The sequence below is a fragment of the Luteibacter sp. Sphag1AF genome (assembly GCF_014192715.1).
In the GTDB taxonomy this organism is placed as follows: Bacteria; Pseudomonadota; Gammaproteobacteria; order Xanthomonadales; family Rhodanobacteraceae; genus Luteibacter.
In genome coordinates, this window is sequence record NZ_JACHYH010000004.1 from 124,012 (window position 1) to 147,003 (window position 22,992).

General features: G+C 64.3%; 20 protein-coding genes. 5 read left to right on the forward strand and 15 right to left on the reverse strand.

The window, feature by feature from the left end:
* Positions 1-44 precede the first annotated feature (44 nt).
* On the reverse strand, positions 45-2,330 hold the full coding sequence (locus FHW69_RS12365; RefSeq protein ID WP_221195524.1) for an NADP-dependent malic enzyme: 2,286 nt from the start codon (positions 2,328-2,330) through the stop codon (positions 45-47).
* A 324-nt stretch (positions 2,331-2,654) separates the two neighbouring features.
* Here FHW69_RS12365 and FHW69_RS12370 point away from each other — a divergent pair, with 324 nt between their 5' ends.
* Entirely contained in the window at positions 2,655-4,784 is a 2,130-nt protein-coding gene (locus FHW69_RS12370; protein WP_183423378.1) for a reprolysin-like metallopeptidase, read from the forward strand.
* Between the two features lie 9 nt (positions 4,785-4,793).
* Here the strand turns inward: FHW69_RS12370 and FHW69_RS12375 are convergent, their stop codons facing one another.
* Positions 4,794-6,074 (reverse strand): flavohemoglobin expression-modulating QEGLA motif protein, encoded by a 1,281-nt coding sequence (locus tag FHW69_RS12375; RefSeq protein ID WP_183423379.1) that lies wholly within the window; start codon positions 6,072-6,074, stop codon positions 4,794-4,796.
* 38 nt (positions 6,075-6,112) lie between these two features.
* Positions 6,113-6,859 (reverse strand): FAD-binding oxidoreductase, encoded by a 747-nt coding sequence (locus tag FHW69_RS12380; protein WP_183423380.1) that lies wholly within the window; start codon positions 6,857-6,859, stop codon positions 6,113-6,115.
* 83 nt (positions 6,860-6,942) lie between these two features.
* Between FHW69_RS12380 and FHW69_RS12385 the strand changes: the two genes are divergently transcribed.
* The 4 genes from FHW69_RS12385 to dbpA all read left to right on the forward strand — a co-directional run bounded on the left by FHW69_RS12385 (position 6,943) and on the right by dbpA (position 10,822).
* On the forward strand, positions 6,943-7,875 hold the full coding sequence (locus FHW69_RS12385; protein WP_183423381.1) for an ABC transporter ATP-binding protein: 933 nt from the start codon (positions 6,943-6,945) through the stop codon (positions 7,873-7,875).
* A complete protein-coding gene (locus FHW69_RS12390) occupies positions 7,872-8,645 on the forward strand; it encodes an ABC transporter permease (RefSeq protein ID WP_183423382.1) in 774 nt (257 codons plus the stop codon). The genes FHW69_RS12385 and FHW69_RS12390 overlap by 4 nt, the downstream gene beginning before the upstream one ends.
* Complete coding sequence (locus FHW69_RS12395) at positions 8,645-9,364, forward strand: pseudouridine synthase (protein WP_183423383.1); 720 nt, start codon at positions 8,645-8,647, stop codon at positions 9,362-9,364. Before FHW69_RS12390 ends, FHW69_RS12395 begins: the two co-directional genes overlap by 1 nt.
* A gap of 81 nt (positions 9,365-9,445) precedes the next feature.
* Positions 9,446-10,822 (forward strand): ATP-dependent RNA helicase DbpA, encoded by a 1,377-nt coding sequence (gene dbpA, locus FHW69_RS12400; RefSeq protein WP_183423384.1) that lies wholly within the window; start codon positions 9,446-9,448, stop codon positions 10,820-10,822.
* A gap of 3 nt (positions 10,823-10,825) precedes the next feature.
* On the opposite strand, the gene FHW69_RS12405 is transcribed toward dbpA, so the two are convergent.
* The 12 genes from FHW69_RS12405 to gspG all read right to left on the reverse strand — a co-directional run bounded on the left by FHW69_RS12405 (position 10,826) and on the right by gspG (position 22,986).
* On the reverse strand, positions 10,826-11,674 hold the full coding sequence (locus FHW69_RS12405; RefSeq protein WP_183423385.1) for a hypothetical protein: 849 nt from the start codon (positions 11,672-11,674) through the stop codon (positions 10,826-10,828).
* Positions 11,674-12,801, reverse strand: a complete 1,128-nt coding sequence (locus tag FHW69_RS12410; protein ID WP_183423386.1) for a hypothetical protein — start codon at positions 12,799-12,801, stop codon at positions 11,674-11,676. Before FHW69_RS12410 ends, FHW69_RS12405 begins: the two co-directional genes overlap by 1 nt.
* Positions 12,802-12,984: 183 nt before the next feature.
* Positions 12,985-15,495 carry an ATP-dependent helicase HrpB gene (gene hrpB / locus FHW69_RS12415; protein ID WP_183423387.1) on the reverse strand — a complete coding sequence of 837 codons (2,511 nt, stop codon included), beginning with the start codon at positions 15,493-15,495 and terminating at the stop codon, positions 12,985-12,987.
* 44 nt (positions 15,496-15,539) lie between these two features.
* On the reverse strand, positions 15,540-17,711 hold the full coding sequence (gene gspD / locus FHW69_RS12420; RefSeq protein ID WP_183423388.1) for a type II secretion system secretin GspD: 2,172 nt from the start codon (positions 17,709-17,711) through the stop codon (positions 15,540-15,542).
* 3 nt (positions 17,712-17,714) lie between these two features.
* Complete coding sequence (locus FHW69_RS12425; RefSeq protein WP_183423389.1) at positions 17,715-18,449, reverse strand: general secretion pathway protein GspN; 735 nt, start codon at positions 18,447-18,449, stop codon at positions 17,715-17,717.
* Positions 18,446-19,042, reverse strand: a complete 597-nt coding sequence (gene gspM / locus FHW69_RS12430) for a type II secretion system protein GspM (RefSeq protein ID WP_183423516.1) — start codon at positions 19,040-19,042, stop codon at positions 18,446-18,448. Before gspM ends, FHW69_RS12425 begins: the two co-directional genes overlap by 4 nt.
* On the reverse strand, positions 19,029-20,177 hold the full coding sequence (locus FHW69_RS12435) for a PilN domain-containing protein (protein WP_183423390.1): 1,149 nt from the start codon (positions 20,175-20,177) through the stop codon (positions 19,029-19,031). Before FHW69_RS12435 ends, gspM begins: the two co-directional genes overlap by 14 nt.
* The gene (locus FHW69_RS12440) at positions 20,174-21,031 is read right to left on the reverse strand and encodes a type II secretion system protein GspK (protein ID WP_183423391.1); all 858 of its coding nucleotides are present in this window, start codon (positions 21,029-21,031) and stop codon (positions 20,174-20,176) included. The genes FHW69_RS12435 and FHW69_RS12440 overlap by 4 nt, the downstream gene beginning before the upstream one ends.
* Positions 21,031-21,696 carry a prepilin-type N-terminal cleavage/methylation domain-containing protein gene (locus FHW69_RS12445; RefSeq protein ID WP_183423392.1) on the reverse strand — a complete coding sequence of 222 codons (666 nt, stop codon included), beginning with the start codon at positions 21,694-21,696 and terminating at the stop codon, positions 21,031-21,033. Before FHW69_RS12445 ends, FHW69_RS12440 begins: the two co-directional genes overlap by 1 nt.
* Entirely contained in the window at positions 21,693-22,100 is a 408-nt protein-coding gene (locus FHW69_RS12450) for a type II secretion system protein (RefSeq protein WP_343204016.1), read from the reverse strand. The genes FHW69_RS12445 and FHW69_RS12450 overlap by 4 nt, the downstream gene beginning before the upstream one ends.
* Positions 22,097-22,546, reverse strand: a complete 450-nt coding sequence (locus FHW69_RS12455) for a GspH/FimT family pseudopilin (protein ID WP_183423393.1) — start codon at positions 22,544-22,546, stop codon at positions 22,097-22,099. The genes FHW69_RS12450 and FHW69_RS12455 overlap by 4 nt, the downstream gene beginning before the upstream one ends.
* Positions 22,547-22,560: 14 nt before the next feature.
* On the reverse strand, positions 22,561-22,986 hold the full coding sequence (gspG, locus tag FHW69_RS12460) for a type II secretion system major pseudopilin GspG (protein ID WP_183423394.1): 426 nt from the start codon (positions 22,984-22,986) through the stop codon (positions 22,561-22,563).
* Between the last annotated feature and the right edge of the window lie 6 nt (positions 22,987-22,992).

Below are 22,992 nucleotides of genomic sequence, written 5' to 3' on the forward strand. Positions count from 1 at the left end.
GAAGAGAGGGGCAAAGCCCCGCTCCTCCTGGCCCGGCAAGACGTTTACCGGGGCTTCTGCGTCCGGATCTGGGCCTCGACGCAGGCCACCGAGGTCATATTGACCACGCGGCGGACGGTCGCCTGCGGCGTGAGGATGTGGGCCGGCTTGGCCACGCCCATCAGGATCGGGCCGATGACCACGCCGTCGCACAGCACGCGCACCATGTTGTAGGCCGTGTTGGCGGCATCGAGGTTCGGGAACACGAACATGTTGGCCTTACCTTCCAGACGCGAGTTCGGGAAGATCCGCTCGCGCAGTTCCGGCGTGAGGGCCACGTCGGCCTGCATCTCGCCTTCCACTTCCAGCTTGGGCACGCGCTCGCGGATGATCTTCAGCGCTTCGCGCATCTTGGCCGAGCTCTTGGTCTCGCGGCCGCCAAAGTTGGAATTGGACAGCAACGCGACCTTCGGCTGGATGCCGAACAGCTTCAGGCGGATGGATGCCTGCATGGTGGCTTCGGCAATCTGCTCGGCGCTGGGATCGTCCTGCACGTATGTGTCGAGGAAGAAGAAAGTGCCCTTCTCCGTCGAAACGGCTGCCATGGCGGAGGCTTCGGATACGCCTTCGTCCAGACCGATGATGCTGGTGATGTATTCCAGCTTGTTGTGATACGTGCCCACGAGACCGCAAATCATGGCGTCGGCTTCGCCGCGCTCGACCATCAGCGCCGCAATCACGGTGGAACGCGAACGCACCGCCGCCTTCGCGGAGGCCGGCGTGACGCCACGTCGCTCCATGATGCTGTGGTACAGGCGCCAGTAGTCTTCAAAGCGCGGATCAGAGTGGATGTTGCACATCTCGAAATCCACACCCGGGCGCAGGCGCAGGCCGGCACGCTGGATGCGACGCTCGATCACGTCCGGGCGGCCCACCAGGATGGGCTTGGCCAGACCTTCATCGACCACCGTCTGCACGGCGCGCAGCACGGTTTCTTCTTCGCCTTCGGCGTACACCACGCGCTTCGGATCCGCCTTGGCGCGATCAAACACGGGCTTCATCAGGAGGCCGGTGCGGAACACGAAGCTGGTCAACTGGTCGATGTAGGCACCGAAGTCCTCGATGGGACGTGCGGCCACACCCGACTCCATGGCCGCGCGCGCGACGGCGGGCGGCAACTGGATCAGCAGGCGCGGATCGAACGGCTGCGGAATCAGGTATTCCGGGCCGAAGCTCGGCGGCTTGCCGCCATAGGCGCGGGCACTGACGTCCGACGCTTCGCGGCGGGCCAGCTCGGCGATGGCGCGCACGCAGGCGACCTTCATCGACTCGTTGATGACCGTGGCGCCCACGTCCAGCGCGCCGCGGAACAGATACGGGAAGCACAGGGCGTTGTTCACCTGGTTCGGGTAATCCGAACGGCCGGTGGCCATGATGCAGTCGGGACGCACGGCCTTCGCGTCTTCGGGCAGGATTTCCGGGTTCGGATTGGCCAGCGCGAAGATGATCGGACGGTCGGCCATGGTGGCCACCATTTCCGGTTTCAGGATGCCGCCCGCCGACAGGCCGAGGAAGATGTCGGCACCTTCCACGATTTCAGCCAGCGTGCGCTTGGGCGTGTCGCGGGCGTAGCGCAGCTTGTCCGGGTCCAGGTCGGTACGCCCGGTATGCAGCACGCCGTCACGGTCGAACGCCAGGATGTTTTCCTTGCGCATGCCCAGAGCCACAAGCATGTCGACGCAGGAGATGCCTGCCGCGCCCATGCCGGTGGTGGCGAGGCGCACGTCTTCGATCTTCTTGCCGGTGACCAGCAGCGCGTTGATGACCGCCGCACCAACGATGATGGCGGTGCCATGCTGATCGTCGTGGAACACCGGAATCTTCATCCGCTCGCGCAGCTTGCGCTCCACGATGAAGCACTCCGGCGCCTTGATGTCTTCCAGGTTGATGCCGCCGAAGGTCGGCTCAAGGCTGGCAATGATGTCGACCAGCTTGTCCGGGTCGTTTTCGTCGATTTCGATGTCGAACACATCGATGCCGGCGAACTTCTGGAACAACACGCCCTTGCCTTCCATCACCGGCTTGGACGCCAGCGGGCCGATGTTGCCAAGGCCCAGCACTGCCGTGCCGTTGGTGATCACAGCCACCAGATTGGAACGCGCGGTCATTTCCGCCGCCGCCTGCGAATCGCTGACGATGGCCTCGCACGCCGCTGCCACACCGGGCGAATAGGCCAGCGAGAGATCGCGCTGAGTCAGCAGCGACGTCGTCGGAGTGACCTTGATTTTGCCGGGGCGAGGAAGGCGGTGATATTCAAGCGCCGCCTGCCTGAGTTCCTCTGAGATAGCCATCGGAATCCTGTGAATGGGGTGGAGATGGGGACGCGCAGCATGGAGGGAGCACGTGAGGCCTGAAATGGTAGCACCGGCGGCCCCTCACCGGCCCGCCTGCGCAGCCGATTCACGCGCCAGGGCGCGGCAGCGGCCCGCAGGTCCCGGGGACATCACGTGCTTGCATGACAGCTATGCGGCCGACGTCGCTGACCGACCGCGATCCCGCATTCCTCCTACATTCGTGCAGGCACCAGCCGACAGACCAGCCCACACCTTCGTGGCTTCATATCTGTCAGGCACGCCTCATCCGAAGCGCGCCGTTCATCCCAAGGAGCACCACGTATGGACACAACCCTCACTGTACGCAAGCACCGGCTTCCACTGATCATCGGCGCACTGCTTTGCGCCACCGCCGCCCACGCCGAAACCAGTTCCGACCGCCTCTGGACAGATGCACCCGCCACCGACAGAACGCAGGCTCCCGCACGACGCGGCGCTTCGGTCCCTTCCACCCTGCCCAGCCAATACCGCACCGTGATGCTGGATGTCGACGCACTCATGCGCTCCATTGCGCCGCGCACCCACACCACCGCGCGCGGCGCGACGACGGCGGCAGCGTCCATTGACATCCCCATCCCGGAGGGCGGCTTCTCGCGCTTTGAACTGGAATCCTCTGACGTGATGCCGGCAAGCCTGGCGCAGCGATTCCCGCACCTGCGCAGCCTGAAGGGCCGCGATGCCTCCGGCCGCAGCATCCGTCTGGATACCACCGCGCGGGGCGTCCAGGCTCTGGTTTCCGACGAGAAGGGAAGCTGGCTGGTGCAGCCGTTGTCCGACCTGACCGGCGCCCGCAAGACCATGGCTCGCGGCGCAACGCCGGATGCCACCTATGCGGCATTCCGGCGCAAGGATGCGGCACGCACGAAAGGCGATTTCCTTAAAAACGACATCATGTCGCGTGCCAGCACCGCCAAAGCCACGCCAGCGATGACGGGTGTTCACGCCACGGCGCGCAACGGTGGCGCGGTGCTACGCACCTTCCGCATCGCGATGTCCGCGACCAGCGCCTACACAAAGGCATTGGGCGGTTCGGTCGAAGACGGCCTCGCGGGCGTCATCCGCACCGTCAACCGGGTAAACCAGATCTTCGAAAACGATCTCGGCATCCATCTGGTACTGGCCGAAAACAGTGACCGCCTGATCCTCACCGATCCGGCCAACGATCCGTTCGAGGCCGAAAACAACAACCCGGCCCACACGGCCAACGGCGCGGAAGGACGCGATGAAGCCGTCGCCCTGGCCAATACCAGGTTCACCGACGAGAAGCTCACCCAGAAGGGATTCGATATCGGCCATGTGCTGGATGCTCACCGCGATTCGGGCGTGGCCGGAACACTGGGCAATAGCTGCGTGGACTTCACGCCTGGCATGTCTGATCCGGGCCTCACCAAGGCCGCCGGCATGACCGGCAGCCCGAAACCGGTGGGCGATGCGTTCCATGTCGATTTTGTCGCTCATGAACTGGGGCATCAGCTGGGCGCACCGCATACGTACTCGGTATGCGGCTCATCGGGTAACTACGCCAATATCTCGATGGAGAGACGCTTCGAGCCGGGATCAGGCTCAACGATCATGGCGTACGCCGGCTTGTGTGGCGAAAACGACCTGCAAGCCAACAGCGACCCGTTTTTCCACATCGCCAGCATCGACGCCATCAACGCCTGGATGGCCAGCGCGGGGGGTGCATGCGCCAGTACCCGCAGCAAGTCCACGCGCACGCCCTTCCTCCAGCCGGCCGCCCCGGAACCCTTCATTCCGGCGCACACCCCGTTCTACCTTAGCGAAATTGCCAGCTTCGCCGACCCGCTCGCAACGCTCACCTACGCCTGGGACCAGGTAGACGTGGGGGTGCCGCAGCGCTCGCCCGTGCTGACCGATCAGGGCAATGGCCCGCTGTTCCGCTCCCGGGCTCCCACCCGTGAATCACGGCGCACGTTCCCGGCAATGAAGGTTCTGCTGGGCGACGAGCCGCTGGGTCTCGGGGATGCCCTGCCAACCACCAGCCGCGTGCTGCACTTCCGCGCCGTGGTGCGCGACAACCTGGATCATCGTTCCACCGTGGCTTCGAGCGATCGCTACGTCCACGTGCACAACACTGGCGAGGCATTCGCCATCCGGGCTCCCCGGGCAGGCGCCAGCCTCACGGCGGGCAGGACCTACCTGCTCAACTGGAATGTTGCCAAAACCGATCAGGCACCGATTTCCTGCCGGAACGTCAGCGTGGACCTCTCGGTGGATGGCGGCCGTACGTTCCTTGCCAGCCCGCTGCTGAAAAATGTGGCCAACAACGGCAAGGCGCGGATTGCCCTGCCGGCGACGCTCCCGGCCAGCGCTCATGCACGCCTTCGTGTGACGTGCGACAGCAGCACGTTCTTCGCCCTGTCACCGGGTGACTTCACCATCCGCAAATAGCGCGCGGCGCTACAGGCCGAGGGAAATTTCCTCGGCCTGTACGCCAGCCATGTGGATGTGATTCACGAACAGCGAAAAAGCCAGCTTGCCGGCCAGTCCATGCACGTGCTGCATCCACGGCGGCAGATAGCGCGGAGCAGCGATTTCGCCGGAGATGAAGTGGGCTTCCAGACTCATGACGTCATGCAGCGCGAGCTTGCCGGCAAACAGGTTGCGCAGCAGATCCAGCCGGCGCTGACGCAGCGCCCAGCGGAAGAACGTATGCACGGCAAGCAGGCCGGTCAGGTACACGTTGTCTTTCGCAAACGCCGAGCCACCGGTCAGCGGCACGCCACGGAACACGCGCTGCGCGGAGTGGAAGCTGTCGGCCACGTTCTGTCCGCAATCGCGGAAGAAGCGGAACACGTCGACGAAGTCCGCGCCGTTCAGCGCCATGTCGATGGCAAGAATGCGCAGACTGATGCGTTTCAGGCGTGAGATGTCGATAGCGCCGGACATCAGCTCGGCGAACACCGCAAGACCTTCCTGCGTTGCCGTGACACGCGGCGAGGTACGCGCCAGCGACGCCAGCACAGGCTGCTCGCGACCATTCAATGCGGTAAGCGAATGCACGAAGGCTTCGTGCGCCAGCAGCTGATGGCGATCGTATTCAGTGAATCTTGCGCCGCCGCGCAGACGGATGCGCGTGGCGCCTGCCGCTGCCTTGGCGGTCAGTTCCGGGTCAACTTCCACGGAAATGGTGCCGGGGGCGAAAAAGGCGTCCAGGCTCTGCGCCATGTCGCGGCGCAGATCTTCGGCCTGAATGTTGCCGGTGGCATCTTCGGTATCCAGATCGGCGCCCAGCTCGTCGGCCAGGTCCACGAAATAGCGCGCGGCGTCCAGATTGCTGCGGTTGCTGCCCGGAATGGCATCGCCCGGCCGGCCGTACAGCGACACCGAGGCGGCCGTAACCCCCTCGGTACCCACCGCATCCAGCAGATCGGCGGCCACCCGCCAGGACTCCGCCGTGCGCTTGAGGTAATCGGCAATGGGATGACCCTCGCCGGCCTCCGCCTCGATGGCGTCCAGTTCATGCCGGGCCGCCGAGAGGTCTGGCGGGGCATAGCGGATGTCCGGCAGGGACAGCCGGCCGGCGCCGAACTCGGCAATCAGCCTTTCTTCCACCGAAGCCGGCCAGGCGACCGTCGGAAGGATGCGGATCGGACGCACGGCGGCGAGCAAGCGCTGATCCAGCGTGGCAAAACGCTGCATGTCCGGGCTGAGATGGGCGACAACAAAGGGTGCGTGCATGTGCTTCGGAGTCTATCCCGGCTTGCCTGCCACGGCGATTACCGGGATGAAATGTATTTCTCGCGACGGATATGCTGAACCGCCAGCCCGGCCTCTTTCAGCGCCGCGAACGAGGCGTCCACCATGTTCGGGTTGCCGCACAGATAGGCGATGTCGCCATCTGCACGGGGCTCCAGCTCGGCCAGAACGCTCTGCACATAGCCCAGGCGATCATGCGGACGCGGGTTCGGGCGCGCGCCACGGCTCAGGCACGGGTGGAACACGAAACCCGGATGCTGACGCGCAAAGGCTTCAAATTCCTCACCGTAGAGCAGCTCGCCCTCATTACGCGCCCCGTAAAGCAGCACGAACTCGCAGCCGCGGTCGCGGATCAGCGCTTCGATCTGGGGCAGCATGGCCCGGTACGGCGTGACGCCGGTGCCGGTGGCGATGAGGATGTAGCGCTTGTTGGTGTCGCCATCCATCAGGCAGAAGCGGCCGTACGGGCCACTGGCGTCGATCACGCCCTCGTGGGGCAGCTCGCTCAGAAGCTTGGTGGCGGCGCCGCCTTCCACGTAGCTGACGGCGATTTCGATGCGCTGGACCGGGCTCGAACCATCGCCCACGGTACCCACCGAATAGCTGCGCTTGGTCGGCTTGCCATCGTCGTAGGCGAAGTGCACCTGCAGGAACTGGCCCGGCACGAAGGTCAGCGGCTGACCGTCCACCCGCTCAAACGACAGGTGTCGCACGCTGGGTGCGAGCATGAAACTGTCCGCGAGGCGGAGCTGGAATTGTTCAGCCATGGCAACTCTCTATTGACCGTGCGACACAAAGTCGGCGTGGGAAAGCCCGGTATAATAGGCGGCTTGTCAGTCCGGCGCAGCCCATGACCACTCCCGCTTTACACGTCAAGGATTTACGCAAGACCTACGGAAACGGCGTCGAGGCCCTCAAAGGGGTCTCCCTGACCGTCGAACAGGGCGATTTCTTCGCGCTGCTCGGCCCCAACGGCGCGGGTAAATCCACTCTTATCGGCATCCTGTCCTCGCTGGTGAACGCCTCCAGTGGCGAGGCCGAGGTTTTCGGGGTGTCCATTCACAAAAACCGCAGCGCGGCGATGCAGCTGATTGGCCTGGTCCCCCAGGAAATCAACTTCAACCAGTTCGAGAAGCCATTCGACATCTGCGTGAACCAGGCCGGTTTCTACGGCATTGGTCGCGCCGAGGCATCCGTGCGCGCAGAGAAGTACCTCAAAGAGCTGCGCCTGTGGGACAAGGCACACCATCAGGCCCGCATGCTGTCCGGCGGCATGAAGCGCCGCCTGATGATCGCCCGGGCCATGATGAACGAGCCGCGGCTCCTGATCCTGGACGAACCCACGGCGGGTGTGGATATCGAAATCCGCCGCTCCATGTGGCAGTTCGTCAGCGGCATCAATGCCGCCGGCACCACGGTGATCCTCACCACGCATTACCTTGAGGAAGCCGAGCAGCTGTGCCGCAACATCGCCATCATTGACCACGGCCGCATCGTCAAGAACACGACCATGAAGAGTCTCCTGTCCACTCTGGACGTGGAAACCTTCGTGCTCGACGTGGCCACGGTGCCCGGCACGCTGCCAGTGCTTCCGGGTGTCACGTTGCGCCCGATTGACGACCACACCATCGAAGCTGAAATGTCCCGGGCACACGACCTCAATTCGCTTTTCTCGTCGCTTTCCGCACACGGCGTCACCGTGACGTCGATGCGCAACAAGGCGAACCGGCTGGAAGAGCTCTTCGTCCGTCTGGTTGAACAGGGCCGGGAGGCCGACGCATGAGCACCTCCACCAACCTGGTCGCCCTGGGCACCCTTGTTCGCCGCGAAGTGGCCCGCATCCTGCGCATCTGGACGCAGACGCTGATTCCGCCTGCCATCACGATGACGCTGTATTTCGTGATCTTCGGCAAACTGATCGGCAGCCGCATCGGCGTGATGCATGGCTTCACGTACATGCAGTACATCGTGCCCGGCCTGGTCATGATGAGCATCATCACCAACAGCTACGGCAACATTTCCAGTTCGTTCTTCGGCGCCAAGTTCGGCCGCTTCGTGGAAGAGATGCTGGTGTCGCCGATGCCCAACTGGGTGATTCTGCTGGGGTACGTCACCGGTGCCGTAGCGCGCGGCGTCATCGTTGGTGCGCTGGTGCTGGTCATCGCCCTGTTCTTCACCGACCTCAATGTGGCCCACCCGCTCATCACCGTGCTGTCGGTCATTCTGGGTGCCACGGTGTTTTCGCTGGCGGGTTTCGTCAACGCGGTATTCGCCAAGAAGTTCGACGATATCGCGCTGGTGCCCACCTTCGTGCTGACCCCGCTGACCTATCTGGGCGGCGTGTTCTACTCAGTAGACCTGCTGGGTGAACCGTGGCGCAGCATCTCCATGGTCAATCCCATCCTGTACATGGTGAACGCATTCCGCTTCGGCGTGCTGGGTGTCAGCGATGTGCAGATCGGCACCGCCTTCGCCGTCATGCTGGTGTTTGTGGTGGGGCTGTCTGCGCTGGCATTGCATCTCCTGAAGCGTGGCGTCGGTCTGCGTTCCTGATGCGCGTCAACAAATACATCAGCGAAGCGGGCATCTGTTCGCGGCGTGAAGCCGACGAACTGCTTGTGGCGGGCCGGGTCACCATCAACGATGAAGTTGTTGGCATGGGCTCCAAGGCGCTCGACGGCGATGTCGTGCGCGTGGACGGCGAAATCGTCGTGGCGCGCACGCTGGCGCCCACGTCGTCCCGGAGTCGCGCGGTCTACATCGCGCTCAACAAGCCGGTGGGCATCACCTGCACCACTGACCAGTCGGTGGACGGCAACATCGTCGATTTCGTGGACCACCCGCAGCGCATCTTCCCCATCGGTCGTCTGGACAAAGACTCCGAAGGCCTGATCCTGCTCACCAGCAACGGCGACATCGTCAACGAAATCCTGCGCACTGAAAACGGTCACGAGAAGGAATATCTCGTCGCCGTGAACAAGGCGGTGACCGACGAATTCGTGATCGGCATGTCGCGTGGCGTGCGCATTCACGGCCAGATGACCAAGCCATGCAAGGTGCGGCGCATCGCGAAGTACGGCTTTTCCATCGTGCTGACCCAGGGTCTGAACCGGCAGATTCGCCTGATGGCCGCCGCATTCGGCTACCGCGTGACCCAGCTTCGCCGCGTGCGCATCATCAATGTGAAGCTCGGCCACCTGAAGCCAGGCCAGTGGCGCAACCTGACCGAGGCCGAGCTGAAAGGCCTGCTTCCAGGCCGCACCAGCTGGTAAATCACTGATTGTCGCGGGTCGCCGCATGGCGGAGGCCCGCGCTGTTTCCTTCGATGGCGCCGGAGATGCGATCATGTGCGCATGACCGATTTCAGCCAGCTCGCCCTCAAACCCGCCCTTCTCTCTGCCGTGGAGGCGCTGGGCTACCCCGGCATGACGCCCATCCAGGCCGCCAGCCTGCCCCCGATTCTTGAGGGCAAGGACGTGATTGCCCAGGCGCAGACAGGCAGCGGCAAGACGGCAGCGTTCGCTCTGGGCCTCCTTCAGCACCTCAAGGTGGAGACCATCCGCTTGCAGGCACTGGTGCTGTGCCCCACGCGTGAACTGGCCGATCAGGTCAGCAAGTCGATCCGCAAGCTGGCCGTGAACATCCCGAACGTGAAGCTGCTCACGCTGTGCGGCGGCATGCCGCTGGGACCGCAGCTGGCATCGCTGGAACACGATCCGCACATCGTCGTCGGCACGCCAGGCCGCGTGCAGGAGCACCTGAAGCGCAACAGCCTGCACGGCGGCGGCATCAACGTGCTGGTGCTGGACGAAGCCGACCGCATGCTGGACATGGGCTTCGAGGAAGCGATCAACGACATCGTGTCGCGCATCTCCAAACACCATCAGACGCTGCTGTTCTCGGCCACCTATCCGGACGAAATCCGCGCCGTCAGCGGTCGCGTGCAGAACAACCCGGTCACGGTCACCATCGACACGCCGCATGGCGAAGCCACCATCGAGCAGCGCCTGGTTGAGGTGGAAGTGAGTCAGAAGATCGACACGCTCTCGCAGATCATCACGCACGAACGCCCGGAAGCCGCGCTCGTCTTCTGCAACATGCGCAAGGACACCGAGACGCTGGCCGCCGAACTGGATCGCCGTGGCTTCTCCGCGCTTGCCCTGCATGGCGACCTTGAACAGCGCGACCGCGACGAGGTGCTGGTGCGCTTCGCCAATCGCAGCTGCTCGATCCTGATCGCAACGGATGTGGCCGCACGCGGCCTGGATATCGCCGAACTGCCGCTGGTCGTCAGTTACGACGTGGCGCACGATGCCGACACGCATACCCATCGCGTTGGCCGCACCGGCCGTGCAGGCAACACCGGCCTGGCCATCACGCTGGCCGGCTCGCGCGAGCTTCCGAAGATCCGCGCCATCGAAGAGAAACAGGGCGCGCCGCTCAAGCGATATCCCGCCAGGCCCCTGGTGGGCGCACGCAAAGTGCTGAACCTCGCGCCGATGAAGACGGTAGTGATTGATGCGGGCCGCAAGGACAAGCTGCGTCCCGGCGACATTCTGGGCGCCCTGACCGGCGATGCGGGTCTGGATGCAAAGGACATCGGCAAGATCGACGTCTTCGCCACCCGTGCCTATGTAGCCATCCGCCGGGACCTTGCCAACAAGGCGCTGGAGCGTCTGCGTGCAGGCAAGATCAAGGGCCGCAACTTCCGTGTGCGGCCCCTGGGTTAAGCCTCAGCAGTCCGGATCAGGCGCCGGCGGCGGCGAACGCGGCGGGCTGTCCAGCACATCCTCCAGGTACCAGCTCGACTGTGCAGCCCGGTGCCTGCGGGTAGTCCGCCAGACGATGTTGCGCACGTCCTTGTAACGCGCATATGCCGGGGAGTCCCTCAGCAGATACTCGATCTGCGGTTCGGCGATGCGGGGATGAAGTTCAAGGAACTGCTCGAACGCGCCGCGGCATGAATAGCACGGCGCCTGAGTGATCCGGCCCGCAAGCACCCCACCGTCTTCCACCACGCCACTGGCAATCTCCGCGTGCAACTGGCGAAGCATTTTCAGCTCCGCGTCGCGCGCGTGGACCACGCCATCGAGCGCATCGCCAGCCTTGATGGGCGATTGATCCTCATCAATCAGCACCACCCGTACGCTGCTGCTGGACGTACGAAACGATTCCGATGCAGGCGATAGCGGGGGTCGGTAGCCCGTAGCCGCTTCAACGAGACGTCCGAATGCTTCGTCAGGCTCTTCGCCTGACGTGCTGTAGTAAGTCCGCACGAATTTCCTGCCGTTGACCTCGTACTTGTATTCAAAGCGGCCGAACGTCGCGCTCAGAAAGCGACTGGCGAAATTGTCATACACGCCACCCACAATCAGCGTGGGCGAACCCGGTGCCTCCAGACGCAACCAGGCGTCAATGCTGAATGCGAAACGGGAGAACGTGTCGATCATCTCCTCGACCACGCCGCTTTCCGCATCGTCTACCGGCACATACTCCGGCGTGCCTGCAAATGCGGGGCTTGCAAGGCAAGCGGTGAGCAACCACGCATATATCCGATGCCTCTTGGCGCCATGCCGTGCCATCACAGATAGATCCTTCCGCAAGTGCGCTCTTCGGCGCGGGACGATGCCAATTCCGCCTCTTTTTCTTCAATGAGGCCGGACGAATACATTTCCTCTGCAACAAGCGGCTCCATGAACTCAAGCAGTGCGCCCACATCCGTGAGCAGTAGCGCCGGCGCAAGAAGATTCAGGATTTTCGAGGCCGTGCTCGGGCCTTCGGCATGCAAGCGTTCGCGCATGCCGTGCGCCTGATTCCACAGTTCGCCGACGTACCACTTGTAGACCGCCCGATCCGTGGCGCCCACAAAACACAGCGGACGTTCGTCGCCAGGCTGCTGGGTACCGGCGTAGCCCAAGCGTGCGTTGCCCTGGGCATCACAGGGCCACGTGGCGAAGTAACCCTGCATGTCGCGATAGGCAGCGGCCACGCGTGCCACGCGGAAATGTGTGGGAATTTCCCGGTCACCCCGCGATGTGGCGCGACCCACGCGCCAGCGATTCATCTCCTGGCCGATAGTCATCGACAGATATTCGCGATCAGACTCAAGCAGTTCGTCGGAATTGCGGGTGGCGAGAAAGCGCTCCAGCACGTCAAGCCGGACTCCCATCTTCCCGTAGTCGGAAGGATCCACGCCACGTGCCCTGTCGCGGAGAATCTGCGCTCCCACGGCGATGTTTGCAGCAACGGTGGAGTGCCGGTGACTCAGAAGGTCGATGGCCTTGTCGAAGATGTCGCGGTCCACCCCGGCTTTGCTGTAGTTCGCCGCAATGAAATCATCAGGGGCGATACGGCTGATTTCCTGTCCCGGGCGCGCCTTGGTAAAACCGCCATCCCATTGCAGAAAAGCCAGCGCGACTTCCGGTGACATGGGGCTTCCGGCCACTGACAGATTCGAGACGGCATCGAACCACGCCACGTCGTTGGTCAGTGTGGGAGCCGCCTCCAGTTCGCTGTACGGCGATGCGGGGTCAACCAGCATCATGGCAACGAAGTCGCGGTCGTGCATGGCGATGGCACTGGCCACACCTTCGCTTTGCATTCGTGACTTGATGAGTGCCGAGGTGATGTCCGTCGGGTCCGACGCCGCCATCGCGTTCGTGGCGGCGAGGCACCCCGCCGCGAGGGCGAGGCGAATGATCCGTTTCATGTTTGAACTCCCATGTATGTGTCGGCGATTCCGTCTTTGGAATCGCTGACATTAGAGTGGGTTCATCAAACAGCCGGGATCGGCGAAGCGACGCAATGTCTGCGGGCGAGCCTGCGTGTGCAGGCAGGAACAATGCAGGGCCCTCGCGTAGGTCTTCAGTCCTCGACGTGCGAAACGAATGACTCAGGTTCCGCGAGGCTTCGCCCGGTGCGTGGCCGTGGCGGTCCACGGATCATCAGGCCAGGGGTGCTTGGGATAGCGCCCTTTCAGTTCCTTTTTCACTTCCGGATACGTGCGCGTCCAGAAGCCGTGCAAGTCCTGGGTCACCTGGATGGGCCGACCGGCGGGCGACAGAAGATGCAGCATCACGGGCACGCGACCACCGGCGACACTTGGAGTTTGGGCCAGTCCAAAAAGCTCCTGGAGCTTGACCGCGAGCACGGGCGACGCGCCCGGATCATCGTCACGCGTGCCGTATTCAAGGCGGCGGGTCATGCCACTGGGCACCGTGATGTCATCGGGTGCCTGCGCGTCCAGTTCACGACGCTGATCGTAGGTGAGCATCGACGCCAGCGCCTCGGACAGATCACTGGCCTGCAACGCACCGAGCCGGCGCTTGCCTGCAAGGAACGGCGCGAGCCATGCTTCCAGCGTGCCAAGCAACGCCTCGTCAGACACATCCGGAAGGCCTGCTTCCGGGCGCCACAATCGCAGCGCCCCCATGCGCGCGCGCAATCGGCGGGCCGCTTCACTCCATGGCAACGCATCGACACCACGTGAGCGAATGGCCGCGAGCAATGCAGGCAGCGCATCTTCCGGCGTGATGGGCACGCTGCGCCGCTCGATCACCAGCGCATCGAATCGTCGCTCTTCAAACGCTTCGGCGATATCGCGTTCGTCGTCCCAGCGCAGCACGCGCTCACTCACGAGGCGCGAGGGATAGTCCGATTCAAGCAGGCCCGGGTCGAAGGGCGCGGCTGAGTAGATGAGGCTGTCGCGCGCTTCCAGTCGCAGGTCCAGCACGACGAGCCACGGCTCGCCATGCAGTGCGCTATTCTCGTGCAATCGCGCACCACGGCCATTGGCCAGCTGATAGCGCGACGCATTGCTGTCGTCGCGCCGGGCAATGCGATCCGGGAAGGCATGCGCAAGCATGTCGCCCACCGCGTGCGCATGCGGCACGCCGCTTGCGCCATTGCGCACCTGAAGTCGGCGGCGCCAGCCTGAGGCCGATTTTTCGATGGCCGCCAGCGCGCCGACATCAGCAGAACTGGACCGCGCGCCACGTGCGCCGCTGTCGCGCCACACATGCAACGCCGCCACGCGCACGCGAAAGTCATCGGTACGCCCCTGTTCGCCACGCAGTGGCGAGCGCGCCTCCATCAAGGCAAGAAGGTCCGATACCAGGGGACGCAGCGTGGCGTCCGCGCGCAGCGCGGCCGCGGCCAGTCGCGGTGACGCACCCAGGACGAGCATGTCGCGCCCCAGCGCTGTGATGCGCGCATCCTCATCCAGCGCACCAAGACGGCGCAGCAGATCGCGTGCCTGACCCAATGCACCTACAGGGGGTGCGTCCAGCCACGCCAGGTCGTCGCTACCCCACGTGGCCAGCTCCAGCGCGAGACCCGACAGCTCCGCCTGCGCGATTTCTGCCGTGCGCTGTGCCTCCAGCCTCCTGCTCTGTGCCCACAGCCGATATGCCACGCCTTCGGCAACGCGGCCCGCACGTCCGGCGCGCTGGTCGGCGGATGCCTGCGAGATGGTCACCGTTTCAAGGCGCGTGAATCCGGATGACGGGTCGAAACGCGGCTCGCGCGCAAGGCCGCTGTCGATGACCACGCGAATGCCCGGCAGCGTCACACTGGACTCGGCCACGTTGGTGGCGAGGATCACGCGGCGCGTGCCCGGATCGGCGGGAGCCAGCGCCAGCTGCTGCTCTGCCAGCGACAACTCGCCGTGCAGGGGCACCACTTCCACGCTTTCATGCACGCGCTCCACGATGAGCCGCGTGCGTTCGATTTCGCGGCGTCCGGGAAGAAACACAAGAATGTCGCCGTCGTTGTCGCGCAGCGCCATCTGTACCGTGCGCGCTACATGCTGCTCCACCGTTTCCTGATGGCGCGCCGGCGGGTAGTCGATGCGCACGGGAAAACTGCGGCCCGGACTGCTGATGCGTGGCGCGTCCAGCCACGTGGCCATGCGCTCGCCATCCAGCGTGGCCGACATCACCAGCAGACGCAGGTCCGGACGAAGATTGGCCTGTACGTCCAGCGCCAGGGCAGCGCCAAGATCGCCGGCCAGATGACGCTCGTGGAATTCATCAAACACGATGGCGCCCACGCCTTCCAGCATCGGGTCGTCCTGAATCATCCGGGTGAGGATGCCCTCGGTCACCACTTCGATGCGCGTGAGTGGGCCGACCCGCGACTCAAAACGGATGCGGAAACCGACCGTCTGACCCACCTCCTCGCCCAACAGCGACGCCATGAATCCGGCGGCCGAACGGGCCGCGAGGCGACGCGGCTCCAGCATCACGATCTTGCCGCCGTCCAGCCAGGGCGCGCCGAGCAAAGCCAGCGGCACCTGCGTGGTCTTGCCCGCGCCAGGCGGCGCCTCAAGCACCAGACGCGGGTGGTCCGCCAGCGACGCCAGGATGTCCGGAATAACCGGAGTGATGGGAAAAGAAGTGCTCATGGACCGGCTATGGTACGGAAAGCCGGTCCACGTGGGCGAACGGATCAGGCCTCCCGCGCAGCCTTCGGGCCATCGGCCCTGGGCGGCGCCACCGGCTCAAGCGAGCGGAAGCGCTGACGAAACTCGTCGGCTACCCGTTTGGCGTCCTCACCGTTGGCGATGACTTTCGGGGTTATCAACACGATCAGTTCGGTGCGGCCGTCCTGACGCGAGGTCTGGCCGAACAGGTTGCCGATCCACGGAATGCGACTCAGGAACGGCACGCCGGATCGCGTGCGTTCATCGCCTTCCTTGATGAGCCCACCCAGCAGGACAGTCTGGCCACTTTGCACGGCAACCTGCGTCGCCAACTGGCGCTTTCCGATCGTGGCGTTGGCCGCATTGGGGCCCTGCTTCACATCGCTGACTTCCTGTTGGATTTGCAGGTAGACCAGACCACCCGGATTCACGCGTGGCTTCACGTTGAGGATGACGCCGGTGTCCTTGTACTCCACCTGGCCCACCTGATTACCCGCGTTGGCGCCTGTCTGGACGAAGGTCTGCACAATGGGAATCTGATCGCCGACCTGGATGCGCGCCTTCTGATTGTTGACCACCACCAGCGAGGGTGAAGACAGCGTGCGTGTATCGCCACTGGTCTCCAGTGCGCGCACTTTCGCCTGCACTTCGTTGTTGATGAACGAATAGAAAAAGCCACCGGTTTCCCGGGCTGGCAACGCTGCCCCCAATTGCCATTGCTGTTTGTTGCCCGGCTGCCCGCCGCCCACCAGGCCTTCGAGGAACCACTGCACGCCGAAAGCAAACTCGTTGCGCAGCGCCACCTCAAGAATGCGCGTTTCGATCTGCACCTGAAGCGGTATGGCATCAAGGCGGCGGATCACTTCCTCGATCTCGGCCCACTGCGCAGGCCGTGCGCGAACGATGAGCTGGTTGTTGGCTTCCACCGCAGTGAAGCGGACGCTGTCGCCCGATGCGTTGCTTGGAGTGGGCACGGATGCGGCGGGTTTCTTCTCCGATGCAGCAAAGAAATCCGGATCGCTGTCGCCACCGCCCGCTGCTGCCGTCCGGGGATGGGTCGCAGGCGATTCGGATGATTCATCCGTGTTCTGCGTCGTTGCCGCCGTGAGCCCCGGTGAAACGCGTCCGCCCTGATCCACAGGCTTCGACGCGCCGCCATACAGACCCGAAAGATATTGGGCCATGTCGGCGACCGGAAGATTGCGCACGTCGTACACGAACAGTCGCGGCTCATTGCCTCCGCCCTGGTCAATCCGCTCGATCCACTCGTGCACTTTTTGCAGGTAGGCTTCCTGCGGGCTGATGACGACCAGCGCATTGGTTCGCTCGATCGGCATGAAGCGCATCAGTCCTGCCACCGGCGTGCCGCTCTTGTTGCCGAACAGGTTCTCCAGCGTGGGCATCAACTCTTTGACGTTGGCGCGCTGCAAATTGAAAACACCCACGGACATGCCGCGCAGCCAGTCGACATCGAATGTTTCGATGGTGCGCTGGTAGTTTTCCAGTTCGCTGGCCGAACCGGCCATCACGAGCACGTTGCGCGACGGATCGGCCAGCAGCACGGCATCGGGCCGCGCGAAGGGTTTCACCAGCTTGTGCATTTCCACCGCGGAAATGAAGCGTAGCGGGAACAGCCGCGCCTGAAGACCATGTACCGGCTTTGCCGCACCCAGGCTGGGCGCCACGTTTCCCGCAATGGCCTCGCGCGCGGGCATCACCACGTAACGGGTGCCCTCGCGCACCAGCGCGTTGTCTGTCCACGACAGCAGGGTTTCGAGAATCGGCAACGCCTGATCCTCGGTCACGGGTTTGGATGTAGAGAACGAGATGCTTCCGGCGACGCCGGGAACGATGCTGTAGTTCTCACCGAGCAGGTCGCCGAGGATCGCCTTCACGACGGCCTCGACCGGCTGGTCTTCAAAGTTGAATGTCACCGTTTCCTTGCCGCCCACCACGGGACGGGGCTTTTTCAGAGCGGCAGGATGAATGAACTGGCCAGTGCCCCTGGCGATGACGCTTGTTGGCGGTGTCGAAGGTGATTCGATCGCGGGAGGGGCCTGCGGGCGTGGCGGGTCTTTGTCCAGGCCAGCGAGAGCTTCCCGCTGCATGGCCCCGTTGTCACGCGGTACGCCGAAATCCGCGCAGCCGGCCATGAGCGTGACAAGTGCCGCGCCTCCGATTCGCATTCCCGTATTCATGTTTCACCGTACTCCTTCCTTGGCTGGATCTGCCTGCTGCTGTTGCTGCTCGGCCCTGCGCTTCTGCACAGCGGCCTTCAATGCTTCAATCCTCTGCTGTTGCAACGCCGCGTCGTCCTGACGCGGGCGGGGCAAGGCAGGACCTGTCATGCCTGGGCTGGAAACGCGCGCCACCGGCGGGGCTGCCGGCAGGATGGTCGGCGGGGGCGGAGGCGGCGAGTTCTGCCCATCGGCGCGTTTCGGCCCGTCTTTCAATGCTTCGGGCGCGCTGACTTTAAGCGTGAGCTCACGACGTTCGCCGCCGTTGTCGAATGTGGCGCTACGTGCACCCAGCGTGGCCAGCGTCCAGCGCCCTTCCAGCAGCGCGCCTTCGCGCACGCGCACCGTGGAGTCTTTGCTGCGATCACGCAGAAGTGCGATGCGCAGGCCGGGCGTCATGATGATGCCGGTAAGTTCCAGATCGCCCAGGTTGCTGGCTTCGCCGTCGCCGTCGGCCAGTACCAGCGGCTTGCGATCGCTGGTGAACAGCGGACGCTGCCAGACCTCGGCAAAGGTGGCCAGCGGCACCGACGGCGGCAGCGCGGGCGGCCGGGCGGCCGGGGGAGCCGTGGCAGCCAGCGGCTCTTCCCAGCGGATGCCGCTGCCTGCCCCGGCCAGGATGCCGACAAAAACCAGCGCGAGTACACCCGTTACCGCTGCGAGCACGGGCGTCAGACGACGTTGCTGGGCGGCCCTCATGAGGACCCCTTCGCGCTGTTGGCCTGGCGGATGTAGCCCGATACGGTGAACTGCACTTCCATCGGCACCGGGGCACCGGAACGTGCCGCTACCGGATTGCGATAGACGCTGAAGTCTTCGATGAACAGGTATGGCGTGCCTTCTTCAATATCGTGCAGCACCGCGGCCAGCGGCTGCATGTGGCAGCGCAGGCTGATGTTGACGGTGACCTTGCGATACGGGTCCGATGCCCGCTCCTGGCTGGGCACCGGCTGCTTCTGCACCACGTCGCAGGAGCCATCGTCGTGATGGGCGGCAGCCACGTCCACGATGTGCTGCATCAGGCCAGCCGCGGCCGCGTTGGTGTCGTCTTCCGGCAGGAAGGCGCTGCTCTGGGTCTGTCCCTGCGCGAGGCCAGCCAGACGCTTCTGAATCAGCGGACGCTCGGCGATGGCGGCGGCGTACCGGCGCTGGGTGTCGCGCAGATCGTTCATTTCATCGGCCATGGCGAACTGCGGTGCCACAAACCACCAGTGCACCAGCACGAAATAGGCTGCGACAAGCACCACCACCAGCAGAAGAATCGCGGCGATGCGCGACTCAGTGGGTTTCATTCGCACGGGCGACCTCCGGCTTCGCGACGTGTGCCTTCGCCTGCATGTAGAAGCGCTCCTTGCCTGACGTCGGGTCGGTCTGGATGGTGCCCTGGAAACTGGGATCGCCCAGCTGCGTGGCGCCCTTGAGCGTGTCGATGAGGCGCGCGGCCTGCGGGCTTTGTCCCTGGAAGCCGATCTGACCGGTGGTGCTGAGTGTGAAGCGCTCCAGCCAGGTGTCGTCAGGCAGGCGGTGCGTCAGTTCGTTGAGCACCGGCAGCACGGCAGGGCTTTCCGCCTTGCGCTGGGCAAGGAAGCCCGAGGCGCCCGCGCTGTCGGTCAGCCGTTGCCGAAGCGCCGCCACGGCCTGCGCGTCACCACGCATGGATTCGACCTGCTCGCGCATGGCATCCAGTGCGGCTTCACGGTTGTGCAGCCACGCGCCCATGCAGGCAAAGACCAGCACGACTGCGCCCACGGCCAGCGCAAGGTTGATGCGTCCGCGCATGTTGACGCGCCGCGTGGCACGGCCCGGTGGAAGCACGTCGATACCGACACGCTGGCCGCCCTCGATCACGTCAACCCGATCCAGTGGTACACCCAGCGCCTGCAACCGGTCCAGCAACGGATCGAGCCGTCCTCGGGGAACCACGGCAAGCTCCACGGGGAAGCGACCTTCGCCTGCCGGCCCGGTGAGTTCGCGAACACCGAAATACACGTCCGCACTGCTGAAAGGGGTTTGCCGGTCGATGTCGTAGCTGGCGACCTGGCGCAGGTTGGAACGCGCCACCAGCGGCAGATGGAGACGACGGCGCAGCACATCGGTAGGCGGAAGGCAAAGCGCCACATAGCGATCCACCGGCTCCACGCCGTTCATGGCGGCCTTCAGCGCCGAGGCCTGTTCGTCATCCGGAGCGTCGTCGCTGACGCGTACCGGCAGCGCATCGGCAGCAGGCCCACGCATGGACCAGCCATCGCCATCGCGCTGAATCACAAACCATGTGGCCCCGCCTTCCAGCAACGAGCGCGCGCGCGGCGGCACCAGCCAGCGAAGTTCGCCGCCCCACCATGAAAAAAAGGCGGGTAACGGTGATCCCTGCCACGCCCGGCGCATGCGCTCCAGGGGTTGAGCAAGAGCATCCTGCATTGAAGTCATTCACCGTCTCCTTCGCGCCATCGCAACACGGCGTAGGGCTGAGTTCCCGATCTTATCCCACGCAGTCGGATCGTCGCTGTAAGGGAAGCCCTTGTCTTGTCCGGAAGAATCGCCTGCGCGTGGATTGTATGTGTCACACCATTACCGCCTGACAACGCGTTGCCGACCGTGCTGCCCCTTTGCGCAAGAATCGCGCTGGCCTGATCGGGTGACAGGCCGGGCACGGCGGCCAGTGCCAGCGCAGGCGCATGGGCGGTGTTCGGACGCTCGCGGCCGGACCAGATGGTCACCACGGGCGCGATGGTGGCAAAGGTCGCCGCATCCATGCCAAGCACCATGCGGGCTTCCTCGATGGTGGCGAAAGGTCCGTTGCGCGGGCCGTAGGTGAGTCCGGCAGCCTCGTACTGCGGCTTCTTCGCGCCATTGGGCAGCGCGCCCTGGGTCGGATTGCGCCAGTCCTGCACTGCCGCCGACAGCTTTGTGGCGCGGTCGTTGTCCATGCCGGCAGCGACGAACAGCGCCACCAGCACCTGATCGGACGCCGCGTTGAGATCCACCTTGCCGTCTTCGTCGGTGACGCTCACCTCGACCCGGGCATGGTCGAACTGGAATGCGTATGTGCGACCGTCAGCGATCCAGCGGGCGTTGTCGCTGGAATCCTGCAACGCCTGTACCGCACGCATGATCCCGGCCTCGGCCGCGTAATGGGCCTGGGTCTGCGCAAACTGGTAGCGCGCCTGCAAGCCTTCGGTACGCGCCAGCATGGCAAAGCCGCCCAGCATGATGGCGAGCAACGTGCATCCCCACAGCACGATCAGAAGGGCGACGCCCCGCGAGGAACGACGGCCGCGCATCAGCGCACCGTCCCGGCGCGCAGACCGCGCGCCAATGAATTGGGTCCGCCGGTCGCCGACGGATCAATTCGCAGCGGCGCTTCCATCAGCGGCCACGCGGTACCTCCGTTCAACGTAAGCGACAGGCGAACCAGCGAAGGCGTGCGCTGTTCGTCGGACCAGCTGTCTTCCCAGCCTTTTGGCTGTCCCTGATCGTCCAGGCCCCGGTATTCAAAGCTGCCCGAGCGAATGCCCGTCAGCAGAACTTCGGGCTCGCCCACGGTTTCCGGCTCGCTGCCATCCGGCGGCAACAGCGCGAAACTCGCTTCAAGACGCAGCCCGTGGCCGTCGTTGTCCACCAGCCGCACGGTCTGCAACTGGGGACCGAGCTTGCCGAGATAACCGGGCAAGGGCGCCACGAACGTCACGGTTTTTGCGTCGCCCTTGAAAACGATGGGGTCACCATCGTCGTTGCGTTCAAAGCCCACACTCAATGTCTGCGCCAGTTCGGTGCGCAAGAACTGCTGGGTTGAACGGATGGCGTCGATGCGTTCAATGGCCATGTCTCCGCTGCGCACGATGCGTGATGCGGTACGAATGCCTGAATACACACCCAGCAACACGATGGAAAGCAGCGCCAGCGCGGCCAGCACTTCCATCAGACTGAAACCCCGCGCGCGCCTCACTGAAGCCCCCCCTCAGGCGGAGCGCCCATGCGCAGCGTGCTGAATCGTGCGCTGCGCTCGCTGGAATCATTGCCCCACAGCACATCCAGATCGAGGCGATACAGCTTGCGCGATGCGTCGCCTGCGTCTGCCGGACGATCCGGCGCCTGCCAGGGCGTGACGGTCAGGCGCCAGCGGTAGGTGTCGTCAAAGCGGCCTTCGGAGGTGCCTTCGCGCAAGGGTTCAAGCACGAAAGCGGTATCCAGCATCGAACGGGCGCGGAGTGCGGCCTGGGTCCGCTCGGTGGCGCGCGCCGTGAGGCTCATGGAACTGCCCGCCACCTGCATCAACGCCGCGAAGGCGATGGACAGGACGGCGATGGCGGCAATCACTTCAAGCAGACTGAAACCACGTGCTGACTTCACGATCGTCCATCCGTGATAACCACACTGACAGCTCCGGTCAGCCAGCCGACATTGACGTGCCACTCGCGACTGCCGCGTCCCAGCGTGATCCGCCCGCCCGTCGAACTGCCGTCGGGAAAGAAACGGATGCGTCCGGTGGTCGCGTTCACCCGGTCTTCCTGTGCACTGGTGAGCGCGAGCTTCATGCCCTTGGGCAGACGCACATCGGATTTGCCAGGCGCGCGATAACTGGCATCGGCCGTGTTGATTTCCAGTGCAAGACTTTCCCCGCGAACGATGGACTGCGCGCGCGTCCAGCGCAACGCGGCGGCAAGCTCACTGGATGCCGCATTCACGCGCGCGCTGGCCAATCCCTGGGTCACCGGAATCGACACGGCAGCCGCGGCTATCCCGATCAACAGGATGACGGCCAGCATTTCGAAAAGGGTGAAGCCACGCGCGCGCATGCGTTTTCGTCCGCTTACTGCCAGTTGCCCACGTCGGCGGAATAGCCTTCGCCGCCCGCCTTGCCATCCTGCCCGTAGAACACGAGGTCAAAATTGCCGTGCTCACCCGGATAGCGGTAACCGAACGGATGACCCCACGGATCTTTCAGGTCGGACGGCTTCGCGTACGGGCCCTGCCAGTTGCCCGCATCGGCCGGCTTGGCCACCAGGTCATCCAGCGCCTGCGGCGGGGTGCCGTTGTCCAGCGCGTAGTTCTCGATCTTCTGGCTGAGCGTGGTCAGCTGCGCCTTGCCTGCGCCGTACTTGCCCTTGTCGACGTTCTTGCCGACCTGGGTGACGACGATGGCGCCGATGATGCCGATAAGCACGATGACCGCCAGCATTTCCAGCAGCGTGAAACCGCGGGCGCGGCGGGAGCGATAAGTCGGTTGAGAGCGCATCGAATG

What these genes read in the sequence shown, in the direction of transcription:
- FHW69_RS12365 (WP_221195524.1), bottom strand. Translation starts at nt 2,330, where the DNA reads ATGGCTATCTCAGAGGAACTCAGGCAGGCGGCGCTTGAATATCACCGC.
- FHW69_RS12370 (WP_183423378.1), top strand. Translation starts at nt 2,655, where the DNA reads ATGGACACAACCCTCACTGTACGCAAGCACCGGCTTCCACTGATCATC.
- FHW69_RS12375 (WP_183423379.1), bottom strand. Translation starts at nt 6,074, where the DNA reads ATGCACGCACCCTTTGTTGTCGCCCATCTCAGCCCGGACATGCAGCGT.
- FHW69_RS12380 (WP_183423380.1), bottom strand. Translation starts at nt 6,859, where the DNA reads ATGGCTGAACAATTCCAGCTCCGCCTCGCGGACAGTTTCATGCTCGCA.
- FHW69_RS12385 (WP_183423381.1), top strand. Translation starts at nt 6,943, where the DNA reads ATGACCACTCCCGCTTTACACGTCAAGGATTTACGCAAGACCTACGGA.
- FHW69_RS12390 (WP_183423382.1), top strand. Translation starts at nt 7,872, where the DNA reads ATGAGCACCTCCACCAACCTGGTCGCCCTGGGCACCCTTGTTCGCCGC.
- FHW69_RS12395 (WP_183423383.1), top strand. Translation starts at nt 8,645, where the DNA reads ATGCGCGTCAACAAATACATCAGCGAAGCGGGCATCTGTTCGCGGCGT.
- dbpA (WP_183423384.1), top strand. Translation starts at nt 9,446, where the DNA reads ATGACCGATTTCAGCCAGCTCGCCCTCAAACCCGCCCTTCTCTCTGCC.
- FHW69_RS12405 (WP_183423385.1), bottom strand. Translation starts at nt 11,674, where the DNA reads ATGGCACGGCATGGCGCCAAGAGGCATCGGATATATGCGTGGTTGCTC.
- FHW69_RS12410 (WP_183423386.1), bottom strand. Translation starts at nt 12,801, where the DNA reads ATGAAACGGATCATTCGCCTCGCCCTCGCGGCGGGGTGCCTCGCCGCC.
- hrpB (WP_183423387.1), bottom strand. Translation starts at nt 15,495, where the DNA reads ATGAGCACTTCTTTTCCCATCACTCCGGTTATTCCGGACATCCTGGCG.
- gspD (WP_183423388.1), bottom strand. Translation starts at nt 17,711, where the DNA reads ATGAATACGGGAATGCGAATCGGAGGCGCGGCACTTGTCACGCTCATG.
- FHW69_RS12425 (WP_183423389.1), bottom strand. Translation starts at nt 18,449, where the DNA reads ATGAGGGCCGCCCAGCAACGTCGTCTGACGCCCGTGCTCGCAGCGGTA.
- gspM (WP_183423516.1), bottom strand. Translation starts at nt 19,042, where the DNA reads ATGAAACCCACTGAGTCGCGCATCGCCGCGATTCTTCTGCTGGTGGTG.
- FHW69_RS12435 (WP_183423390.1), bottom strand. Translation starts at nt 20,177, where the DNA reads ATGACTTCAATGCAGGATGCTCTTGCTCAACCCCTGGAGCGCATGCGC.
- FHW69_RS12440 (WP_183423391.1), bottom strand. Translation starts at nt 21,031, where the DNA reads ATGCGCGGCCGTCGTTCCTCGCGGGGCGTCGCCCTTCTGATCGTGCTG.
- FHW69_RS12455 (WP_183423393.1), bottom strand. Translation starts at nt 22,546, where the DNA reads ATGCGCGCGCGTGGCTTCACCCTTTTCGAAATGCTGGCCGTCATCCTG.
- gspG (WP_183423394.1), bottom strand. Translation starts at nt 22,986, where the DNA reads ATGCGCTCTCAACCGACTTATCGCTCCCGCCGCGCCCGCGGTTTCACG.